Annotated in this window: 2 protein-coding genes; both read left to right on the forward strand. The window is 72.1% G+C overall.

Annotated features, from left to right (window positions below; translation table 11 throughout):
- Window positions 1–10 precede the first annotated feature (10 nt).
- Window positions 11–20,404, forward strand: a complete 20,394-nt coding sequence (locus tag JIX55_RS22590) for a non-ribosomal peptide synthase/polyketide synthase (RefSeq protein WP_257565116.1) — start codon at window positions 11–13, stop codon at window positions 20,402–20,404.
- Window positions 20,401–21,834 (forward strand): MFS transporter, encoded by a 1,434-nt coding sequence (locus JIX55_RS22595; RefSeq protein ID WP_257565117.1) that lies wholly within the window; start codon window positions 20,401–20,403, stop codon window positions 21,832–21,834. The genes JIX55_RS22590 and JIX55_RS22595 overlap by 4 nt, the downstream gene beginning before the upstream one ends.
- Window positions 21,835–21,840 lie beyond the last annotated feature (6 nt).

The raw sequence follows: 21,840 nt of genomic DNA on the forward strand, positions 1-21,840 counted from the left end.
GCTGGAACAGATGAGCGTCGGGAAGAAGAAGCGGACGGACGTCGACGCCCTTCAGGAGAAGGCCCTTCAGGAGAAGCTCCTCCGCCGGCGGCTCGGCGGAGGACGTCCCCGCGGCCGCCGCTCGGCCGTCACCCCCGTCGACCGGTCCGGGACACTGCGGCTGTCGTTCGGACAGCAGCAGATGTGGTTCCTCAACCGGCTGGAGCCGGACAGCGCCGAGTACCTGGTGCCGCTCGCCTTCCGGGTACGGGGCAAGCTCGACACCCCGGCCTTGGAGCGGGCGTGGAGCGCACTGATCGCACGGCACGAAGTGCTGCGCACCCGGTACGCGTTGGCCGACGGCGAGCCGAGCCAGATCATCGACCCGCCCTCGGCCGTCGCACTGCCCCTGGACCTGCGGACGGGTGCGTCCGCCGACGAACGAGAGCGGCACGCCGCCGAGTTCGTGACGCGGATGTCGGCCGTCCCCTTCGATCTGGAGCACGAGTGGCCCGTCCGGGCGCGCCTGCTGCGGCTCGCGGACGACGACCACATCCTGAGCGTCGTCCTCCACCACATCGCCTTCGACGCATGGTCCACCCGCGTCCTCGTGACCGAACTCGGGGCACTGTACGAGGAGTTCAGGAACGGACGGGAGCCGTCCTTGCCGGCCCTTCCCGTGCAGTACGCGGACTACGCCGCATGGCAGCGCGCGGAGGAGAGCGGCGGGGCCTTCGCCCGGCACGTGGACCACTGGCGGGAGCAGCTCGCCGACATCACCCCGCTGGACCTGCCCACCGACCTGCCCCGTCCCAGCCACCGCCGCCACGAGGGCGCGGACGTGCCCTTCGCCCTGCCCGACGGTCTCTCCGAGAAGGTCCACGAACTGGCGCTGAAGCACAACGCGACCCCCTTCGCCGTGCTGCTCCCCGCCTTCCAGGCCCTGCTCGCCCGCTACACCGGCCGACGTGACATCCCCGTCGGCACGGTGGTCTCCGGCCGCACCCGCCCCGAACTCCAGGGCCTCATCGGTTACGGCATCAACAACCTGGTCATGCGGGCCCGTTGGACGGGCGACCCCTCTTTCGCCGAACTGATCGAGCAGGCCCGCGAGAACCTGATCCAGGCCTATGAGCACCAGGCCGTGCCCTTCGCCCGCCTGGTCGACGAGCTTCAGCCCGAACGGGACATGTCCCGCACCCCGCTGTACGAGGTGGCGTTCACCCTCCATGAGCGCGGCAGCGAGGGCGTGGAGCTGCCGGGGCTCAGCATCGAGCCCGTCACCGCGACCGGCGGCGTGGCCAAGTGCGATCTGGAGTTGCAGGTGAACTCCGCGGCCGACGGCACGTTCCAGGGCCAGCTGGTGTACTCCACCTCGCTCTTCGAGCGGGACACCGTGCGGCGGATGGTCCAGCACTTCGTCCGCTTCCTTCAGCAGGTCGTCGAGGACGAGACCACCCGGCTGTCCCGCGTGGACATCCTCGACGAGGCCGAGCACGCCCTGGTCGCCGGAAGGCCTCACGACGAGTGCCCGGTGACGCGGACGGTGCACGAGTTGTTCGAGGAGCGGGCGGCACGGACCCCGGGCGCGGTCGCGGTCATCGCCGACGGTGAGTCCCTGACCTACGCCGAACTCGACGCCCGCGCCAACCGTCTCGCCCACCACCTGCGCACCCTGGGCACCGGCCCCGAACACCTCGTCGGCGTCTGCCTGCCGCGCGGTACCGACCTGATGCCCACCCTGCTCGGCGTCCTCAAGTCCGGCGCCGCCTACCTGCCGCTGGACCCGGCCAACCCCACCGACCGGCTCGCCTACATCCTCAACGACGCCGGCGCGACCGCCGTGATCACCGAGACGGACCTCCTGCCGCTCGTCCAGAACATCCACGACGGCCCCTTCATCGTCCTCGACCGGGACCAGGACCGGCAGGCCCTCGCCGCTCAGCCGGCCACCGCCCCCACCACCGTGTCCGGCCCCGACAACGCCATCTACGTCATCTACACCTCCGGCTCCACCGGCCGCCCCAAAGGCGTCACCCTCACCCACACCAACGTCGCCCGCCTCCTCACAGCCGCCCAGGAGCACTACGCCTTCGACGACACCGACGTCTGGACCATGACCCACAGCTACGCCTTCGACGTCTCCGTCTTCGAAATGTGGGGAGCACTCCTCAACGGCGGCACCCTCGTCGTCGTCGACCAGGACACCGCCCGCTCCCCCGACGACCTCCTCGACCTCCTCGTCGAACACCAGGTGACCGTCCTCAGCCAGACCCCCACAGCCTTCCGCTCACTGGTCACCGCGGCCGCCGACAACGACCCCCGCATCCCCCGACTCACCCTGCGACACGTCGTATTCGCCGGCGAGAAACTCGAACTCGCCGAACTCACCCCCTGGACAGAGCGGCTCGGCCTCGACACCCCCGCCCTCATCAACATGTACGGCATCACCGAAACCACCGTCCACACCACCTACCACCAGGTCACAGCCGCCGACCTCGACGCCGCCGGCAACCCCGTCGGCCACCCCCTCAGCGACCTACGGGTCCACCTCCTCGACAGCCACGGCAACCTCGTCCCCCTCGGCGTCCCCGGCGAGATCCACGTCGGCGGACCCGGTGTCGCCCGCGGCTACCTCAACCGCCCCGAACTCACCGCCGAACGCTTCGTCCCCGACCCCTTCGGCCCACCCGGCACCCGCCTCTACCGCAGCGGCGACCTCGCCCGCCGCCGCCCCGACGGAACCCTCGACTTCCTCGGACGCGCCGACGACCAAGTCAAAATCCGCGGCTACCGCATCGAACTCGGCGAAATCGAAACCACCCTCACCACCCACCCCCACATCCGCGACGCCGTCGTCATCGCCCGCGAGGACACCCCCGGCGACAAACGCCTCGTCGGCTACCTCGTCCCCGCCGACGAGGCCGCTCCGGAAACCGCGGACCTACGCGAGTTCCTCGGCCGTGGCCTGCCCGACTACATGGTCCCGGCGGCGTTCGTCACGCTGGACGCCCTCCCCCTCACCGCCAACGGCAAGCTCGACAAGCGCGCCCTGCCCGCCCCCGGCCAGGACGCCTTCGCCCGCTCCGCCTACCTGGCACCCCGCACCCCCGCCGAAGAGCGGATCGCCGCGGTCTGGGCCACCGCTCTGGAGGTGGACCGGGTCGGCGTCCACGACAGTTTCTTCGACCTGGGCGGCGACTCCATCCGCGCCGTCGCCCTCGTCGGGGCCCTGCGCGACGAGGGCTTCGACCTCTCCGTACGCGACGTGTTCGACCGGCGTACCGTGGCCGAGCTGGGTGAGCTGCTGACCGGCCGCGCAACGGTGCCGGCGGACCAGCTCACGCTGGTCGAGCCGTTCGAGCTGATCTCCGACGAGGACCGGGCGAGCCTGCCCGACGGGATCGTGGACGCCTACCCGCTGTCCCAGATCCAGACCGGCATGGTCATCGAGATGCTGGCCGACGAGGAGAAGAACCACTACCACAACTGCAGTTGCTTCCGGATCCTCGACGACCGGCCCTTCGACTTCGGCGCCTTCCAGCAGGCCGTCGCTCAGGTCGTGGAGCGCCACGACATGCTCCGCACCTCGGTTCATCTGACCGACTTCTCGGTGCCGCTGCAACTGGTCCACGAGCACGCCGAGGCCGCCGTCGGGGTCCGCGACCTCAGCCAGCTCGACGAGGACGAACTCCAGGCCGCGCTCCAGGAGTTCGTCCATGCCGAGCGCGCCGCTCCCTTCGATCTGAACACCCCCACCCTGATGCGCTTCCACGCGCACGTCACGGGCGACACGGTCTGGTGGATCTCGGTCACCGAGTGCCACCCGATCATGGAGGGGTGGAGCTACCACTCGCTCCTGATGGAGCTGCTGAGCTGCTACCGACGCATTCGTGACGGCCGGGAGCCCGAGCCGTACGAGCGGCCCGCGGTGCGCTTCGCCGACTCCATCGCGGGGGAGCTGGCCTCGCTCGCCTCCGCCGAGGACCGTGCCTTCTGGCGCCGGATCACCGGCGACTACGAGAAGTTCACCCTGCCGTCCGGCTGGGGCGACGACAGCGGCGCGCCCCGCGTCAAGCACCATGTGCAGATCTCCTGGGAGGACCTGGAGCCGCGGCTGCGGGCGCTCGCCACCAAGGCTAGGGCCTCGCTGAAGAGCGTGATGCTCGCCGCGTACGGCAAGGTCATGAGCGGGCTCACCGACGCCCGGACGTTCCACGCCGGTCTCGTCTTCGACGTGCGGCCCGAGGTCACGGGCGCCGACCAGGTGTACGGCATGTATCTCAACACGCTGCCGCTGGCCTTCGACCGGATGCCGGCCACCTGGCTGGAGCTCGTCCGCGCCACCTTCGCCCGCGAGGTCGGGACCTGGGAACACCGCCGCCACCCGCTGCCCGCCGTGCAGCGCGAGATCGGCGGCACCCAGCGTCTCATCGACGTGTTCTTCAACTACCAGGACTTCCGGCAGGTCGACGCCGCCCTCGTGGACGACCGGGTCGGCATCGACGACAGCCCCACCGAGTTCCCGCTGACCATCTCCTCCCGGGTCAAGCACATCTTCCTGACCGCCGACTCCTGGTCGCTGACCCTGGAGAACACCGAGCGCGTCGGGGCGATGTTCCGCACCGTGCTGGAGGCGATGGCCGCCGACGCCGACGGCGACGCCCGCGTACCGCTCATCCCGGCCGAGGAGCACGAGCGCCTGGTCGGCGAGTGGGCCGTCAACCCCGCCGAGCCCGTCACCACGACCGTGTTCGAGCTCTTCGAGGAACAGGCCCTCCGCTCCCCCGACGCCCTCGCGGTCGTCGCCGGCGACGAGCGGCTGACCTACGCGGAACTCGACGCCCGCGCCAACCGCCTCGCCCACCGGCTGCGTGAGCTGGGTGTCGGGTCGGAGTCCGTGGTCGGTGTGCTGCTCGATCGCGGCGCCGATCTGGTCGTCGGACTGCTCGCGGTGTGGAAGGCGGGCGGCGCCTATCTGCCGATGGATCCGGTCTTCCCCGCCGAGCGCGTGACGCACATGCTCGCCGACGCCGGCGCCGGGGTGCTGCTCACCCAGTCCGCCCACCAGGAGTGGTCGGGAGACGGCTTCGGCGGCCGTACGCTGCTCGTCGACCGGGACCGCGCGTCCGTCGACGCCCAGCCGTCGTCGGCTCCGGATCGGGTCGCCGATCCGGACCGGCTGGCGTACGTCATCTACACCTCGGGATCCACCGGGCGGCCCAAGGGTGTGCTCGTCCCGCACGGCGGGCTGGCCAACCATGTCCGCTGGGCCGTGCGCGAGCTGACCGGCGCCGGCGGCGGTGCCCCGCTGTTCTCCTCGATCGCCTTCGACCTGGTGGTGCCCAACCTGTGGGCGCCGCTGCTGGCCGGACAGCCGGTGCATGTCCTGCCCCAGGATCTGGACCTGGGCCGACTCGGCGAGGCGCTGGCGGCCGGTGCCCCGTACGCCTTCGTGAAGCTGACGCCGGCCCACCTCGAAGTGCTCACGCACCAGCTCTCCGCGGACCAGGCGCGGCGGCTCGCCCCGCTGCTCGTCGTCGCGGGCGAGGCGTTCCGCCGTCAGGCCGTGCGGTCCTGGCGCGAGCTGGCGCCGGACACCGTGCTGGTCAACGAGTACGGCCCGACCGAGAACTCCGTCGGTACCAGCACCTGGCCCGTCCCCGAATCGGCGCCCGGCGGGACGCTGCCCGAGGTGATGCCCATCGGGCGCCCGCTGCCCGGTGTGGCGATGTACGTACTCGACGAGCGCCTCCAGCCCGTACCGGCCGGTGTCGCGGGAGAGCTGTACGTCGGCGGGACCGGCGTGGCCCGCGGTTACCTGGGGCGCCCCGAGCTCACCGCCGGACGGTTCGTCCCCGACCCCTTCGGCCCGCCCGGCGGCCGGCTGTACCGCACCGGGGACATCGTCCGGCTCCTGCCCGACGGCAGCGTCGACTTCCTCGGCCGCGGCGACGGGCAGATCAAGATCCGCGGCTATCGCGTCGAACTGGGCGAGATCGAGGCCGCGCTCGTCGACCACCCACGCGTCTCGGACGCCCGTGTGCTGCTCCGCGAGGACGCCCCGGGGGACAAGCGGCTCGTCGCCTACCTGGTACCCGACGGGGAGAGCGCCCCCGACCCGGCCGAACTGCACACCCTGCTCGGCCGCACCCTGCCCGAGTACATGGTGCCGTCCGCGTTCGTGGTCCTGGAGTCCATCCCCCTCAACGCCAACGGCAAGGTGGACCGGCGGGCCCTGCCCGCCCCGGGCGAGGACGCCTACGCCCGGGTCGAGTACACCGCGCCGCGCACCCCGCTGGAGGAGCGGGTCACCGCCGTGTGGGGCCAGGTGCTCGACGACGGCCGCCTCGGAGTGCACGACGACTTCTTCGACCTCGGCGGCGACTCCATCCGCGCCGTGGCACTCGTCGGCGCCCTGCGCGGCGAGGGCCTCGACGTGGCGGTCCGTGACGTCTTCGCGCACCGCACCGTGGCCGGACTGTGCGAACTGCTGTCCGGGCGGTCGGCGCTGACCGCCGGGGAGCGGGCCTTCACCGCGCCCTTCGCCCTGATCTCCGGCGGGGACCGGGCGAGGCTGCCCGAAGGCGTCGTGGACGCCTACCCGCTCTCCCTGGTGCAGACGGGCATGCTCGTCGAGACGCTCGCCGACCAGGAGCGCGGCAACTACCACAACGTCAACGTGTACCGGGTCCACGACGACCAGCCGTTCGACGCCGACGCCTTCTCGGCGGCCGTCGGGACCGTGGTCGCCCGCAACGAGGCGCTGCGCACCTCGGTGGCGCTGACCGGCTACTCCGTACCGCTGCAGCTCGTCCACGCGGACGTCGAGGTGCCCGTCGCCGTGCGCGACCTCCGCGGACTGACCGAGGAGCGGCAGCGGCGGAGCATGACGGCGTACGTCGCCGACGAACGGGCGCGGGTCTTCGACCTCGCCGGTCCCGAGCCGCTGCTGCGTGTCGCCGCGCACGTCCTCGGATCCGACTGGCTGTGCACCTTCACCCAGAGCCACGCCGTCATGGACGGCTGGAGCAACCAGCTGTTCCTGGTGGACCTGGTCCGGGTCTACCGGCGGCTGCGCGACGGCCTGGAGCCGGAGCCGTACGACGCCCCCGGGGTACGGTTCGCCGACTCCATCGCCGCCGAACTCGCGGCCCTGGAGTCGGAGGACGACCGTGCGTACTGGGACGGCGTGGTCACCGGTCATGCCAAGGCCGGGATCCCCACGGGCTGGCACGGCGACCTGGCGGAGCCGGCCGGGACCGTTCGCGCCGGGGTGCGCTTCGGCGACCTGGAGGAGCCGCTGCGCGCGCTGGCCGGGGCGGCCCGGACGTCGGTCAAGAGCGTGCTCGTCGCCGCGTTCGTGAAGGTCGTGGGACAGCTCACCGACGCGCCCGCCTACCACGCCGGCCTGGTCACCCACTGCCGGCCGGAGGCGTCCGGCTCCGACCGGATCTACGGCACCTATCTGAACACCCTGCCGTTCCCCGCCGACCGCTCCGCCCGCACCTGGCGGGAGCTGGTGCGTCAGATGTCCGACCGGGAGATCGAGGCCTGGCCGCACCGACACTTCCCGATGCCGGCCATCGCGCGGCCCGACGGCGGCCGTCTGGTCGACGTCTTCTTCAGCTATCTCGACTTCCATCGGATGGACTCCGAGGAGGCCGAGGACGGCTGGGGCTTCAACGACGCCCCCAACGAGTTCGCCCTCACCGTCACGGCGCTCGGCGGCGTCCTGAGCCTGCGCTCCACCTCCCATGTGCTCAGTCAGGCCAACGCCGACCGGATCGCCGGGATGTTCCGTGCGGTGCTGGAGGCGATGGCCGCCGACGCGGACGGCGACGCGCGGGCCGTGTACCTGCCGGAGGGTGAGCGTGACCAACTGCTCGCGGCGGGCCGGGCGGCAGCCCCCTCGGCGCCGGTGACGCGGACGGTGCACGAGTTGTTCGAGGAGCGGGCGGCACGGACCCCGGACGCGGTCGCGGTCATCACCGACGGACAGTCCCTGACCTACGCCGAACTCGACGCCCGCGCCAACCGCCTCGCCCACCACCTGCGCACCCTGGGCACCGGCCCCGAACACCTCGTCGGCGTCTGCCTGCCCCGGGGTACCGACCTGATGCCCACCCTGCTCGGCGTCCTCAAGTCCGGCGCCGCCTACCTGCCCCTGGATCCCGCCAACCCCACCGACCGGCTCGCCTACATCCTCAACGACGCCGGCGCGACCGCCGTGATCACCGAGACGGACCTCCTGCCGCTCGTCCAGAACATCCACGACGGCCCGTTCATCGTCCTCGACCGGGACGAGGACCGGCAGGCCCTCGCCGCCGAGCCGGCCACCGCCCCCACCACCGTGTCCGGCCCCGACAACGCCATCTACGTCATCTACACCTCCGGCTCCACCGGCCGCCCCAAAGGCGTCACCCTCACCCACACCAACGTCGCCCGCCTCCTCACAGCCGCCCAGGAGCACTACGCCTTCGACGACACCGACGTCTGGACCATGACCCACAGCTACGCCTTCGACGTCTCCGTCTTCGAAATGTGGGGAGCACTCCTCAACGGCGGCACCCTCGTCGTCGTCGACCAGGACACCGCCCGCTCCCCCGACGACCTCCTCGACCTCCTCGTCGAACACCAGGTGACCGTCCTCAGCCAGACCCCCACAGCCTTCCGCTCACTGGTCACCGCGGCCGCCGACAACGACCCCCGCATCCCCCGACTCACCCTGCGACACGTCGTATTCGCCGGCGAGAAACTCGAACTCGCCGAACTCACCCCCTGGACAGAGCGGCTCGGCCTCGAAGCGCCCGCCCTCGTCAACATGTACGGCATCACCGAAACCACCGTCCACACCACCTACCACCGCATCACCAAGCAGGACCTGGCACCCGGCGCGGGCAACCCGATCGGGCGTCCGCTCAGCGATCTCACGGTCCACCTGCTCGACCCGTACGGCAACCTCGTCCCCCTCGGCGTCCCCGGCGAGATCCACGTCGGCGGACCCGGTGTCGCCCGCGGCTACCTCAACCGCCCCGAACTCACCGCCGAACGCTTCGTCCCCGACCCCTTCGGACCGCCCGGCACCCGCCTCTACCGCAGCGGCGACCTCGCCCGCCACCGCCCCGACGGAACCCTCGACTTCCTCGGACGCGCCGACGACCAAGTCAAAATCCGCGGCTACCGCATCGAACTCGGCGAAATCGAAACCACCCTCACCACCCACCCCGACATCCGCGACGCCGTCGTCATCGCCCGCGAGGACACCCCCGGCGACAAACGCCTCGTGGCGTACTGCGTCATGGCATCCGATGCGGCGTCGCCCTCCGGGGCCGAACTGGCCGCCCGCTGCGGGCTGACGCTGCCCGACTACATGGTCCCGGCGGCGTTCGTCACGCTGGACGCCCTCCCCCTCACCGCCAACGGCAAGCTCGACAAGCGCGCCCTGCCCGCCCCCGGCCAGGACGCCTTCGCCCGCTCCGCCTACGTGGCACCCCGCACCCCCGCCGAGGAGCGGATCGCGGCCGTCTGGCGCGACGTCCTCCGCGTGGACACGGTCGGCGTCCACGACAGTTTCTTCGATCTCGGCGGCGACTCCATCAAGGCCGTCGCCCTCGTCGGCGCCCTGCGCGAAGAGCTGCTGGACGTCTCGGTCGGCGATGTCTTCGCTCACCGTACGGTCGGTGAACTGGGCGGACTCCTCGCCGGACGGGCCGGACTGGCGACGGGCGACGAGCGTGTGGAGCCCTTCGCGCTGATCTCCGACGAGGACCGGGCGAAGCTGCCCGCCGGCCTCGCCGACGCCTACCCGATGTCTCAGGTGCAGACCGGCATGGTGGTGGAGATGCTCGGCGGCGGCGACGCCTACCGCAGTTTCATGTCGTACCGGATCTCCGACAGCCACGCCTTCTCGGAGGAGGCGCTGCGCGAGGCGGCCCGTACGGTCGTCGGCCGGCACGAGATGCTGCGTACCTCGTTCGACCTGCATTCCTGCTCGCTGCCCATGCAGCTGGTGCACGCCGAGGTGGACGTGCCGGTCACCGTCCACCGGGTGCCCGCGACGGCGTCCGGGGCCGAGGGCGCCCCCAGCGCGGAGCTGATGAGCCTGCTCGGCGCGGAGCGGGACGCCGAGTTCGACCTGAGTCGCGCTCCGCTGCTCCGGGTGGCCGCCTACGTCGGACAGGACACCGAAGCGGGCTGGTGGCTGTCGATCGCCCGGCCGCACGCCATCACCGAGGGCTGGAGCCACAACTGGCTGCTGGCCGAACTGACCGGCGTCTACCGCAGGCTGCGCGACGGCCTGGAGCCGGAACCGTACGACGCCCCCTCCGTGCGTTACGCCGACTACATCGCCGCCGAACTGGCGTCCCTGGAGTCGGAGGAGGACGCGGCCTACTGGCGGAACGTGGTGGACACACACGCCCCGTTCACCCTGCCCGACGGCTGGGACCGCGAGGCGGGGGCGGGTGAGAGCTACGACCTGAAGGTGCCGCTCGACGACATCGAGGACTCACTGCGGGCTCTGGCCACCCGGCTGCGGGTCTCCGTCAAGAGCGTGCTGCTGGCCGCGCACGTCAAGGTCATGAGCCAGCTCACCGAGTCCCCGGCCTTCCAGGTCGGCCTCGTCTGCGACGCCCGTCCCGAGCTGACCGGCGCGGACCGGGTGTACGGCATGCACCTGAACACGGTGCCCTTCCCGGCGGACCGCTCCGCCCGCACCTGGCGGGAACTGGTCACGCAGGTCTTCGACCGCGAGACCGAACTGTGGCCGCACCGGCGCTACCCGTTCCCCGCCATGCAGCGCGACCGGCACGGCGGCCGACTGGTCAACGTCGCCTTCAACTACGTCGATCTGCCGCGGCTGGGGGCCACGGCCCCCGTCTCCGAACCGGACGGCGGCATACCCGGTGACGCCCGCGCGGACGCCCGGTTCGGTGTCTCGCGGACGGAGTTCGACATCACGCTGCACTGCCGCGGCGACCGGCTCAACCTGACGACCGACACGGCCGTGCTGAGCCGGGCCGACGGTGAGCGGCTGCGCGGCATGTACCGGGCCGTGCTGGAGGCGATGGTCGACGACGCCGACGGCGACGCCCGCGCCACCTACCTGCCCGACGGCGAACGCCGCCTCCTGCTCGACCAACTGACCACGACCGGGCGTGACCCCGTGAGCCTGCGCGTACCGGAGGAGTTCCAGCGCCGGGCCGCGGCCGCGCCGGACGCCGTCGCGGTGGTCACCGACGACTCGGTGACCACGTATCAGGAGCTCAACGCACGGGCCAACCGGCTCGCCCACCGGCTCCGGGAGCTCGGCGTGGGCCCGGACGTCGTCGTGGGCATCTGTCTGGAACGCTCCCCCGAGCTGGTCCTCTCCGTGCTGGCGGTGCTCAAGGCCGGCGGCGCCTATCTGCCGCTCGATCCGGAGGCGCCCGCCGAGCGGCTCGGCTTCATGCTGGAGGACGCCGCCGTACGCCTGGTGCTGACCCGGCGCGACCTGGCGGACACCGTGCGGGGGGACGACGAGCGCGGGACCGTACTGCTGGACGACGAGCGGACATGGTCCGGGCAGCCGTCCGCCGACCCCGAGCCGACCGCCGCGGACGACGACCTGGCATACGTGATCTACACCTCGGGCTCGACGGGCCGCCCCAAGGGCGCCATGGTCCGCCGCGACGGCATGGGCAACCACCTGCTGGCGAAGACCGAGGACCTCGGTCTCGGCCCGACGGACGGCGTGGTGTTCAACGCTCCGCCGGCCTTCGACATCTCGGTGTGGCAGATGCTGGCGGCCCTCGTCACCGGCGGCCGGGTGCGTGTCGTCGGCGGGGACACCGCGCTCGACCCGAGCGGTCTGTTCGGGCGCGTCGCCGACGAGGGGATCACCGTCCTGGAGGTCGTGCCGTCCCTGCTGCGCACCAGCCTGGACTTCTGGGACGCCGGGGCGCCCGCGCCCGGACTGCCCCTGCTGCGACGGCTCGTGGTGACCGGCGAGGCGCTCCCCGCGGAGCTGTGCGACCGCTGGCTGGACCGCTACCCGGACATCCCGCTCGTCAACGCCTACGGCCCCACCGAGTGCTCGGACGATGTCACGCACGCCCTCGTGTCCGGTCCGCCGGGCGAGGGCCGGGTGCCCATCGGCGAACCGGTCAGGAACACCCGGCTGTACGTCCTGGACGAGTGGCTTCAGCCGGTCCCCGTCGGCGTCGCGGGTGAGTTGTACGTCGGCGGCGCGGGCGTCGGCCGCGGCTACCTCAACCGATCCGCGCTGACCGCCGAACGGTTCCTGCCCGATCCGTTCGGGCCGCCCGGTGCGCGGCTGTACCGCACCGGCGACCTGGCCGCCTGGCGCGCCGACCGCTCCCTGGACTTCCTCGGCCGCGTCGACGACCAGGTGAAGATCCGCGGCCACCGCGTCGAACTCGGTGAGATCGAGGCGGCGTTCGGCGCCCACCCGGATGTGCGCCAGGCCGTCGTCCTGGTGCGCGACGAGCGGCTCGTGGGCTACTTCACCGCGCTGGACGAACGGCCCCTGCCCCCGGAGGAACTGCGCGAGCGGCTCGCCCGGACCCTGCCGGACTACATGCTGCCCACCGCGTTCGTCCAGCTGGCGGCGATCCCGCTGACGCCCAACGGCAAGGTCGACAAGCGTGCCCTGCCCGCGCCCGACGACGAGTCCTTCGTGCGGGGCGAGTACGTGGCCCCGCGCACGGAGAGCGAACGACGGGTCGCGGAGATCTGGCGGGACGCGCTCGGGGTGGAGCGGGTCGGCGTCCGGGACGGCTTCTTCGACCTGGGAGGCGACTCCATCCGCGCCGTGGCCCTGGTCGGCGCCCTGCGCGCGGAGGGCATCGACATCGCCGTACGGGACGTCCTTCAGGCCCGTACCGTCGAGCGGCTCTGTGAGCTCGTCGCGGACCGGGACGGTCTGGCGCCGGCCGACCAGGAGTTCACCGAGCCCTTCGCGCTGATCTCCGACGAGGACCGGGCGAAGCTGCCCGAGGACGTCGTCGACGCCTACCCGGTGGGCCGGACCCAGCTCGGCATGCTCATCGAGATGATGGACGGCGAACGGAACCCGTATCACATCATCAACACCTTCCGGGTGGCCGACGACCAGCCGCTGGACCCCGACGCGCTGCGGCGGGCCGCCGCCGTCCTGGCCGCGCGGCACGAGGTGCTGCGCACCTCCTTCCGGCTCACCGGCTACTCCACGCCGCTGCAACTGGTGCACGCCACCGCGGAGATCCCGGTGCGGGTGCACGACGTGCGGGGGCGCTCCGAGGAGGAACTCACCGCCGTCCGCTTCGCACTGATGAGGGGGGAGCGCGCCGAGTCCTTCGCGATCGACCGGGCGCCGCTGTTCCGGATCGTCGCCCACGACGAGGGCGACGACGCGTGGTGGGTGACCTTCACCCAGTCGCACGCGATCACCGAGGGCTGGAGCTACCACCAGCTCCTAGTGGAACTCCTCGACTGCTACCGGGCGATCCGGGACGGCGCGGACCCGGAACCGTACGACCTGCCCCGGGTGCGGTTCGCCGACGCGATCGCCGCCGAGCTGGTCTCCCTCCGGTCCGCGGACGACCAGGCGTACTGGCGGCGGATCACCTCCGGGTACGTCCCGGTGACGTTGCCCGCCGAGTGGGCGGGCGAGACGGACGAACCGCTCTACAACGAGGTGCCGTTCGACGACCTCGGCGACCGGCTCAGGAAGCTGGCCGCGTCGGCCCAGGTGTCGCTGAAGAGCGTCCTGCTGGCCGCCCATATGAAGGTGCTGGGCCAGATCACCGACGAGCCCGCCTACCACGCCGGACTCGTCGTCGACACCCACCCCGAAGCCCTGGGCGCCGACCGGGTGCTGGGCATGTACCTCAACACCCTGCCCTTCGCGGTCGACCGCTCCGCCCGCACCTGGCGGGAGCTGGTCACCCAGGTCTTCGACCGCGAGGTCGAACTGTGGGCGCACCGCCGCTATCCGATGCCCGTCGTCCAGCACGAGTGGGGCGGCGGACGGCTCATCAACGCCTACTTCAACTACATCGACTTCCACCAGGTCGACACCGAGAAGGTCGCCACCGGGACGCGGATGACCAGCGCGGCCAACGAGTTCGACCTCACCGTCTTCAACCGAGGAGACCGGCTCTACGTGAACACGCGGGACAGCGTCATGAACTCGGCGCACGCGCGACGGGTGGCGGGTATGTACCGTGCGGTGCTGGAGGCGATGGCCGACGACGCCGACGGCGACGCGCGGGCCGTGTACCTCCCCGAGGGCGAGCGGGAACGCCTCCTCGAAGCGGGCGTCTCGGGCGCCCACCGTACGGACAACCGTGAACAGCACTGTGTGCACGAGTTGTTCGAGGAGCAGGCGGCGCGGACCCCGGACGCGGTCGCGGTCATCGCCGACGGTGAGTCCCTGACCTACACCGAACTCGACGCCCGCGCCAACCGCCTCGCCCACCACCTGCGCACCCTGGGCGCCGGCCCCGAACACCTCGTCGGCGTCTGCCTGCCCCGGGGTACCGACCTGATGCCCACCCTGCTCGGCGTCCTCAAGTCCGGCGCCGCCTACCTGCCCCTGGATCCCGCCAACCCCACCGACCGGCTCGCCTACATCCTCAACGACGCCGGCGCGACCGCCGTGATCACCGAGACGGACCTCCTGCCGCTCGTCCAGAACATCCACGACGGCCCGTTCATCGTCCTCGACCGGGACGAGGACCGGCAGGCCCTCGCCGCCGAGCCGGCCACCGCCCCCACCACCGTGTCCGGCCCCGACAACGCCATCTACGTCATCTACACCTCCGGCTCCACCGGCCGCCCCAAAGGCGTCACCCTCACCCACACCAACGTCGCCCGCCTCCTCACAGCCGCCCAGGAGCACTACGCCTTCGACGACACCGACGTCTGGACCATGACCCACAGCTACGCCTTCGACGTCTCCGTCTTCGAAATGTGGGGAGCACTCCTCAACGGCGGCACCCTCGTCGTCGTACCCGGCGAAGTGACCCGCTCCCCCGACGATCTCCTCGACCTCCTCGTCGAACACGAGGTGACCGTCCTCAGCCAGACCCCCACAGCCTTCCGCTCACTGGTCACCGCGGCCGCCGACGGCGACCGGCGGATCAAGCGGCTGATGCTGCGCGCCGTGATCTTCGCCGGTGAGAAGCTGGAGATCGGCGAACTGCGGCCCTGGACCGAACGGCTGGGCCTCGGCCGGGTGGCCCTGGCCAACATGTACGGCATCACCGAAACCACCGTCCACACCACCTACCACCGCATCACCAAGCAGGACCTGGCACCCGGCGCGGGCAACCCGATCGGGCGTCCGCTCAGCGATCTCACGGTCCACCTGCTCGACCCGTACGGCAATCCGGTGCCGGTCGGCTCCCGAGGTGAGATCCATGTGGGCGGCCCCGGTGTGGCGCGCGGTTACCTCAACCGCCCCGAACTCACCGCCGAACGCTTCGTCCCCGACCCCTTCGGACCGCCCGGCACCCGCCTCTACCGCAGCGGCGACCTCGCCCGCCGCCGCCCCGACGGAACCCTCGACTTCCTCGGACGCGCCGACGACCAAGTCAAAATCCGCGGCTACCGCATCGAACTCGGCGAAATCGAAACCACCCTCACCACCCACCCCGACATCCGCGACGCCGTCGTCATCGCCCGCGAGGACACCCCCGGCGACAAACGCCTCGTCGGCTACCTCGTCCCCGCCGACGACCGGACCCCGGTCCCCGCGGAGCTGCGCGAACTGCTCGGCCGTACGCTGCCGGAGTACATGGTCCCGGCCGCGTACCAGGTCATCGACCGGATCCCCCTCACCGCCAACGGCAAGCTCGACAAGCGCGCCCTGCCCGCCCCCGGCCAGGACGCCTACGCCCGCTCCGCCTACCTGGCACCCCGCACCCCCGCCGAAGAGCGGATCGCGGCCGTCTGGCGCGACGCCCTCCGCGTGGACACGGTCGGCGTCCACGACAGTTTCTTCGAGTTGGGCGGCGACTCCATCAAGGCCGTGGTGATCGCCGGCGAGATGTCGGCGGCCGGCGTCGAGGTCACGGCACGCGAGGTGCTGGAGCACCGGACCATCGACGCCTTGTGCGCCAGGACGGCCGGAGGGACGGTGACGACGGCCCCGGCGACCGTCGAACCGTTCGCGTTGCTGACCGAGGCGGACCGGGCCCGGCTGCCCGAGGGGCTCGTCGACGCCTACCCCCTGACCCAGGCCCAGAACGGCATGCTCGTCGAGATGCTGTCCGGGGACGGCCCGATGAATTACCACCGGGTCTCGTCGGTCCGCATCGGCGCGGCGGAGCCGTTCTCCCGCGAACCGCTCCAGCGGGCGTTGAGCGAACTGGTCAGCCGTCACGATCCGCTGCGCTCCCGCGTGGACACCGAGTCGTACTCCGTACCCATGCAGTTGGTGCACGCCACGGCGGAGGTTCCGCTGCGGGTCGTCGACCTGACCAGCGCGAGCACCGAGGAGCAGGACCGGGCGCTGCGGGAGCTGGTGGCCGCCGAGAGTCGCACACCGCTGCCGCACGACACCGCCCCGCTGTTGCGGCTGGTGGTGCACAGGTTCGCGGACGGCGACTGGCAGATCACCGTCACCCAGTCGCACCTGATCATGGACGGCTGGACGTTCGGGGTGTTCCGCGCCGAACTGCTGGATCTCTACCGCACCTTCCGCGACGGGCTGCCCGTCGCGCCGTACGATCCGCCCGCCGTGCGGTTCGCCGACACCGTCGCCGCCGAGCTGCGGGCCCTGGCGTCCGCCGAGGACCGCGCGTACTGGACCGGTGTCGTCGGGGACCACGCCAGGTTCGCCCTGCCCTCCGGTTGGGGCGACCCGGACGGCCCGGACGACCGGCACCGGACCCGGGTACCGCTGCACGACCTGCTGGACGGTCTGCGCGCGGTGGCGTCCGACGCCGGGGCGCCGCTGAAGAGCGTCCTGCTCGCCGCGCATCTGAAGGTGCTGAGCCAGCTCACACCCGAGCGCCGGTTCTTCACCGGCCTGGTCACCCACTGCCGCCCCGAGGCGCCCGGAGCGGACCGGGTGTACGGGTCGCATCTCAACCCGCTGCCGTTCCCCGTCGACCTGTCCGCCGCGACCTGGCGCGAGCTGGTGCGGCAGGTCCGCGACCGGGAGATCGAGGCCTGGCCGCACCGGCACTTCCCGACGCACGCCATCCAGCACGATCTGGGCGACGGCAGCCGGCTCCTCGACGTCCGCTTCAGCTACCACGACTTCGCCGCCGCCGGGGCGGGCGTCGCGGCTCCCGCCGCCTCCGGAGACAACAGCGGCTTCAGCCGTATCGAGGTGCCGCTGGGCGTCTCGACCGTGGAGGGGTGCCTCGAACTCAACGCCGACAGCGCCTTCCTGAGCCGGACCGAACTCGAGCGTCTGACCGCCATGTACCGGGCGGTGCTGGAATCGATCGCCGCCGGCGGCGACGGTGACACACGGACGGTCTTCCATCCGCCGGGCGAGCGGGACCAGCTGATCGGCCCGTGGGCGACCGCCGCCGGCGAGCCGGTCGAGCCGGTCTCCTGGACCGCGCCCCAGGCGTGGCGGGACCAGGTGGCACGGACCCCGGACGCGGTGGCCCTGGCCACCGACGACACGACGATGTCCTGTGCGGAGCTCGACGTCCGCGCCAACCGGATCGCGCACCACCTGCGGGCCGCCGGTGTCGGCGCCGAGTCCGTGGTGGGCGTGCTGCTGGAACGCGGCACCGACCTGATGGCCACGCTGCTGGGCGTGTGGAAGGCGGGCGGGGCGTACCTCCCGCTGGACCCGTCCTTCCCCGCCGGGCGGCTGCGCGACATGCTCGCCGACGCCGGGGCCGATGTGCTGGTGACCGCCTCGGACCTCGCGGGCCCGGTCGCGTTCGACGGGCCGCATGTGCTGATGGACCGTGACCGGGAGGCGCTCGCGGCCCTGCCGGGGACGGCGCCCGAACAGGTCACGGACCCCGACTCCCTCGCGTACGTGATCTGCACGTCCGGGTCCACCGGACGCCCCAAGGGCGTACAGGTCACCCACCGGGGGCTGGCGAACTACCTGCGGTGGGCGCTGAGCGCGTACCTGGCCGGTGGCGGCGGCGGTGCCCCGCTGTTCTCCTCGATCGCCTTCGACCTGGTGGTGCCGAACCTCTGGGCGCCGCTGCTGGCCGGGCAGCCCGTGCGCCTGCTGCCCGAGGACACCGATCTCGACACGCTGGGACAGCGGCTCCTTGACGGCGGTCCCTACGGGTTCGTCAAGCTGACGCCCGGTCATCTGGAGGTCCTGTCGCAGCAGATCGCCCCCGAGCGGCTGGCCGAGGTGGCGGGTGTCGTCGTCGTGGCCGGTGAGGCACTGCCGGTGCCGCTGGCCGACACCTGGGCCCGGGCGCTGGGCGCGGGGCGGCTGCTGAACTCGTACGGGCCCACCGAGACGACCGTGGCGAGTTCCGGCTGCGCTGTGGACACGGTGCTCCCCGCCCGGCGGGCGGGCGGGACGATTCCCGTCGGGCGGCCGATCCCCGGGGCCCGACTGCTGGTCCTGGACGGCCACTTGGAGCCGGTGCCGAGGGGAACGACGGGCGAGCTGTACATCGGTGGTACCGGGGTGGCGCGCGGATACGCCGGCCGGCCCGACCCGACCGCCGACCGGTTCGTGCCGGATCCGTACGGCCCGCCCGGCGGCCGGCTGTACCGGACCGGGGACCTGGCGCGGACGCTGGCGGACGGGAGCGTGGAGTTCCTCGGCCGCGCCGACGACCAGATCAAGATCCGCGGCTACCGCGTGGAACCCGGTGACATCGAGCGGGTCCTGGTGACTCATCCGGACATAGCCGAGGCCCGGGTCGTCCTGCGGGAGGGCACGTCCCCGAGCGCCGGGTCGGACGCGGCCCCGGGCGACGGACGGCTCGTCGCCTATGTGACGGCCGCGCCGGGCGGGGCGCCCGAGCCCGGGGACCTGCGGGACTGGGCCGGCGGGAGCCTGCCGTCGTACATGGTGCCGGGCGTGTTCGTACGGCTGGAGAAGATGCCGCTGACCGCCAACGGCAAGCTGGACCGGGCCGCGCTGCCGGATCCCGACGACCAGGCGTCCGCCCGTGCGCCGTTCGTCGCGCCGCGCACCCCGGTGGAGCGGACGCTGGCCGCGATCTGGGCCGAGACCCTCCAGGTCGACCGGGTGGGGGTCCACGACCGGTTCTTCGCGCTGGGCGGTCATTCGATCGTGGTGTTCAAGGTGATCGCGGCGGCCCGCCGGGCCGGTGTCCCGCTCTCCCTGCTCACGATCTACCAGGACGACTCGCTGGAGGCGGTGGCCGCCGCCGCGGAGGCGGCGTCGGAGAGCCAGGTGGTGACGCCGTCGGCGCAGCCACCGGCGGCGCAGACACCGGCGGTCGAGCGGCCCGACGCCGCCACGGGCCCGCTCCACGGCGTGGAGAACGTGCCCGGGGTGAGCATCGCCGTGATCCGGGACGGCGAGCTGGTGTCCGTCGAGGCGCACGGTGTCCTGGCGGCGGGCGGCACCGACCCGGTCACTCCCGAGACCGTCTTCCAGGTCGGTTCCCTGAGCAAGCACATCACCGCACTCGGTGTGCTGCGGCTGGTCGACCAGCGGGTCCTGGACCTGGACGAGGACGTCAACGCGTACCTGCGGAACTGGCGGGTGCCGGACGGCTTCCGCATCACGCTGCGTCAGCTGCTCGGCCACCTCTCCGGTCTGGCCCCGACGCCCGTCGTGCACCTGCCGCGCGGACAGCGCGCTCCGTCGCTGACGGACCTCCTGCACGGCAGGGGGCCGGGGGTGAGCGCGCCCGCGCGCGCCGAGCTGGAGCCGGGACAGGTCTTCCGCAAGGCCAACGTCCACTACTCGGTGGTCCAACAGGTACTGGAGGACGCCACGGGCCGGCCCTTCGCCGAGCTGATGGACGACGTTCTGCTGAAGCCGCTGGGCCTGACGGGCAGCAGCTTCGACCCGGCGTTCCCGGAGACGACGGACCGACCCGTGGCCCTCGGCCACGACCCGGCCGGCCGGCCGGTCGAGGGGGGCTGGCTGACGCGGCCCGAGCCGGCCGCGGCAGGGCTGTGGACGACGGCGACCGACCTGGCGAAGGCGGCGCTGGAGATCCGGCGGGCCCGCCTCGCCCGGCCGCTCGCGCTGCTCACCGCCGACTCGGCCCGGGAGATGCTCACGGCACAACACCTCCACAGCTCCTACGGCCTGGGCACGGTCGTCGACGACCTCGGCGCCGATGTCCAGTTCGGGCACGGCGGCGGGGGCGCCGGCTACCACTCCCTGGCGATGTGCCGGGTGGGTCCGGGCCGTGGGTTCGTCGTCCTCACCAACGGCGAGTCCGGGGCCGAGGTGGCTAAGCGCCACACCTCGCTCCTGGAGCCGGACGAATCCGGGAACCGGTCCCGGTGAGCCCTGCCGACGGACCGGCCACCGAGACCGGCCCGCCCCGGCCCGCCGGGCCGCTGCGCCGGAACCGTGACTACCTGCTGCTGTGGCTGGGCGCCGGCGTCTCGGCCCTGGGGGACCGGACGGCCGCCATCGCCTACCCGCTGTTGATGCTGTGGGACGGGGGATCGCCCACCGACGCCGGTTTCGTGGGCTTCGCCGCGCTGCTGCCGATGCTGCTCGTCCAGCTGCCCGCGGGCGTGCTGGTCGACCGTCTGGACCGCCGCAGGACGATGATCGTCTGCGATGTGGCGGCGTTGCTGGCCCTGACGAGCGTGGCCGTGGCGGTGTTCAGCGACAGGCTGTGGCTGGTCCACATGATGACCGCGGCCTTCGTCGGCGGTACGGCGTCGATCTTCTACCGGCTCTCCGAACGGGCGGCGGTCCGCAATGTGGTCCATCCGGCCCATCTGTCCGCCGCCCTGTCCGGGAACGAGGCCAGGACCCGGGCGGCGGGCCTGCTGGGACAGCCGCTCGGCAGTTCGCTGTACGGGGTGGCGCGATGGTCACCGTTCGTGTTCGCGGTGGTGGGTCATCTCGCCGCGCTGGTGAGCCTGTTGTTCATCCGCCGGCGGTTCCAGTCCGAGCGCGGCCGTTCCCCGCTGCGGCTGCGGGCCGAAATGGCCGAGGGATTCCGCTGGTTGCTGGGCCAGCGCTTCCTGCGCGCCGCGATAGGGCTGGTCGCCGTCACCAACGTCCTGTTCCAGGCACTGTCGTTGGCGCTGGTCCTGATCGTCAAGGAGAACGGCGGCTCCCCGGCGGCCATCGGTGTCATCGGACTGGTGTCGGGCCTGGGCGGGATCGCGGGCGCCCTGTCCGGTTCGCAGTTCGTCCGCCGGCTGCGCCCCGGCCCGGTGATCATTTCGATCTTCGGGATCTGGACGGTGCTGATGCCGATGGTCGCGCTGGCGCGGGAGGTGTACCTGCTGGCGGCGCTGTTCGCCGGCACGTCCTTCGCCGGTGCGGTCCTCAATGTGCTGGCCGGCGTCTACCAGGTGCGGATGACTCCGGACGAGATGCAGGGCCGGGTGGGCGGCGTCTCGGGCCTGCTGAGTTCCGGGGCCAGTTCGCTGGGCTCGCTGGCCGGCGGATTCGCGCTGAGCTCCGCCGGATCGACCAGGACGGTGCTGGGCGTCGGGGCCTTGATGCTGGCGACCCTCGTGGCCGCGGCGCTGATCCCCGCGGTGCGCGACGCCCGGCGCGTCGACGATCCGGACGAACACGACGTACCGGCCGAGAAGTCCGGGGAGGCCGGGGAGCCCGAGAAGTTCGGGGAGCCCGGGGACCCCGGGGAGCCCGAGAAGTCCGGGAAGTCCGGCGAGCCCACGGAGCCCGGGGAGCCCGGGAGAGGTACGGCGGAACGGGCCGGTTCGTCGTCCGATTCCGCGCGATAACCGCGA

It is taken from the genome of Streptomyces sp. DSM 40750 (assembly GCF_024612035.1).
GTDB lineage: Bacteria > Actinomycetota > Actinomycetes > Streptomycetales > Streptomycetaceae > Streptomyces.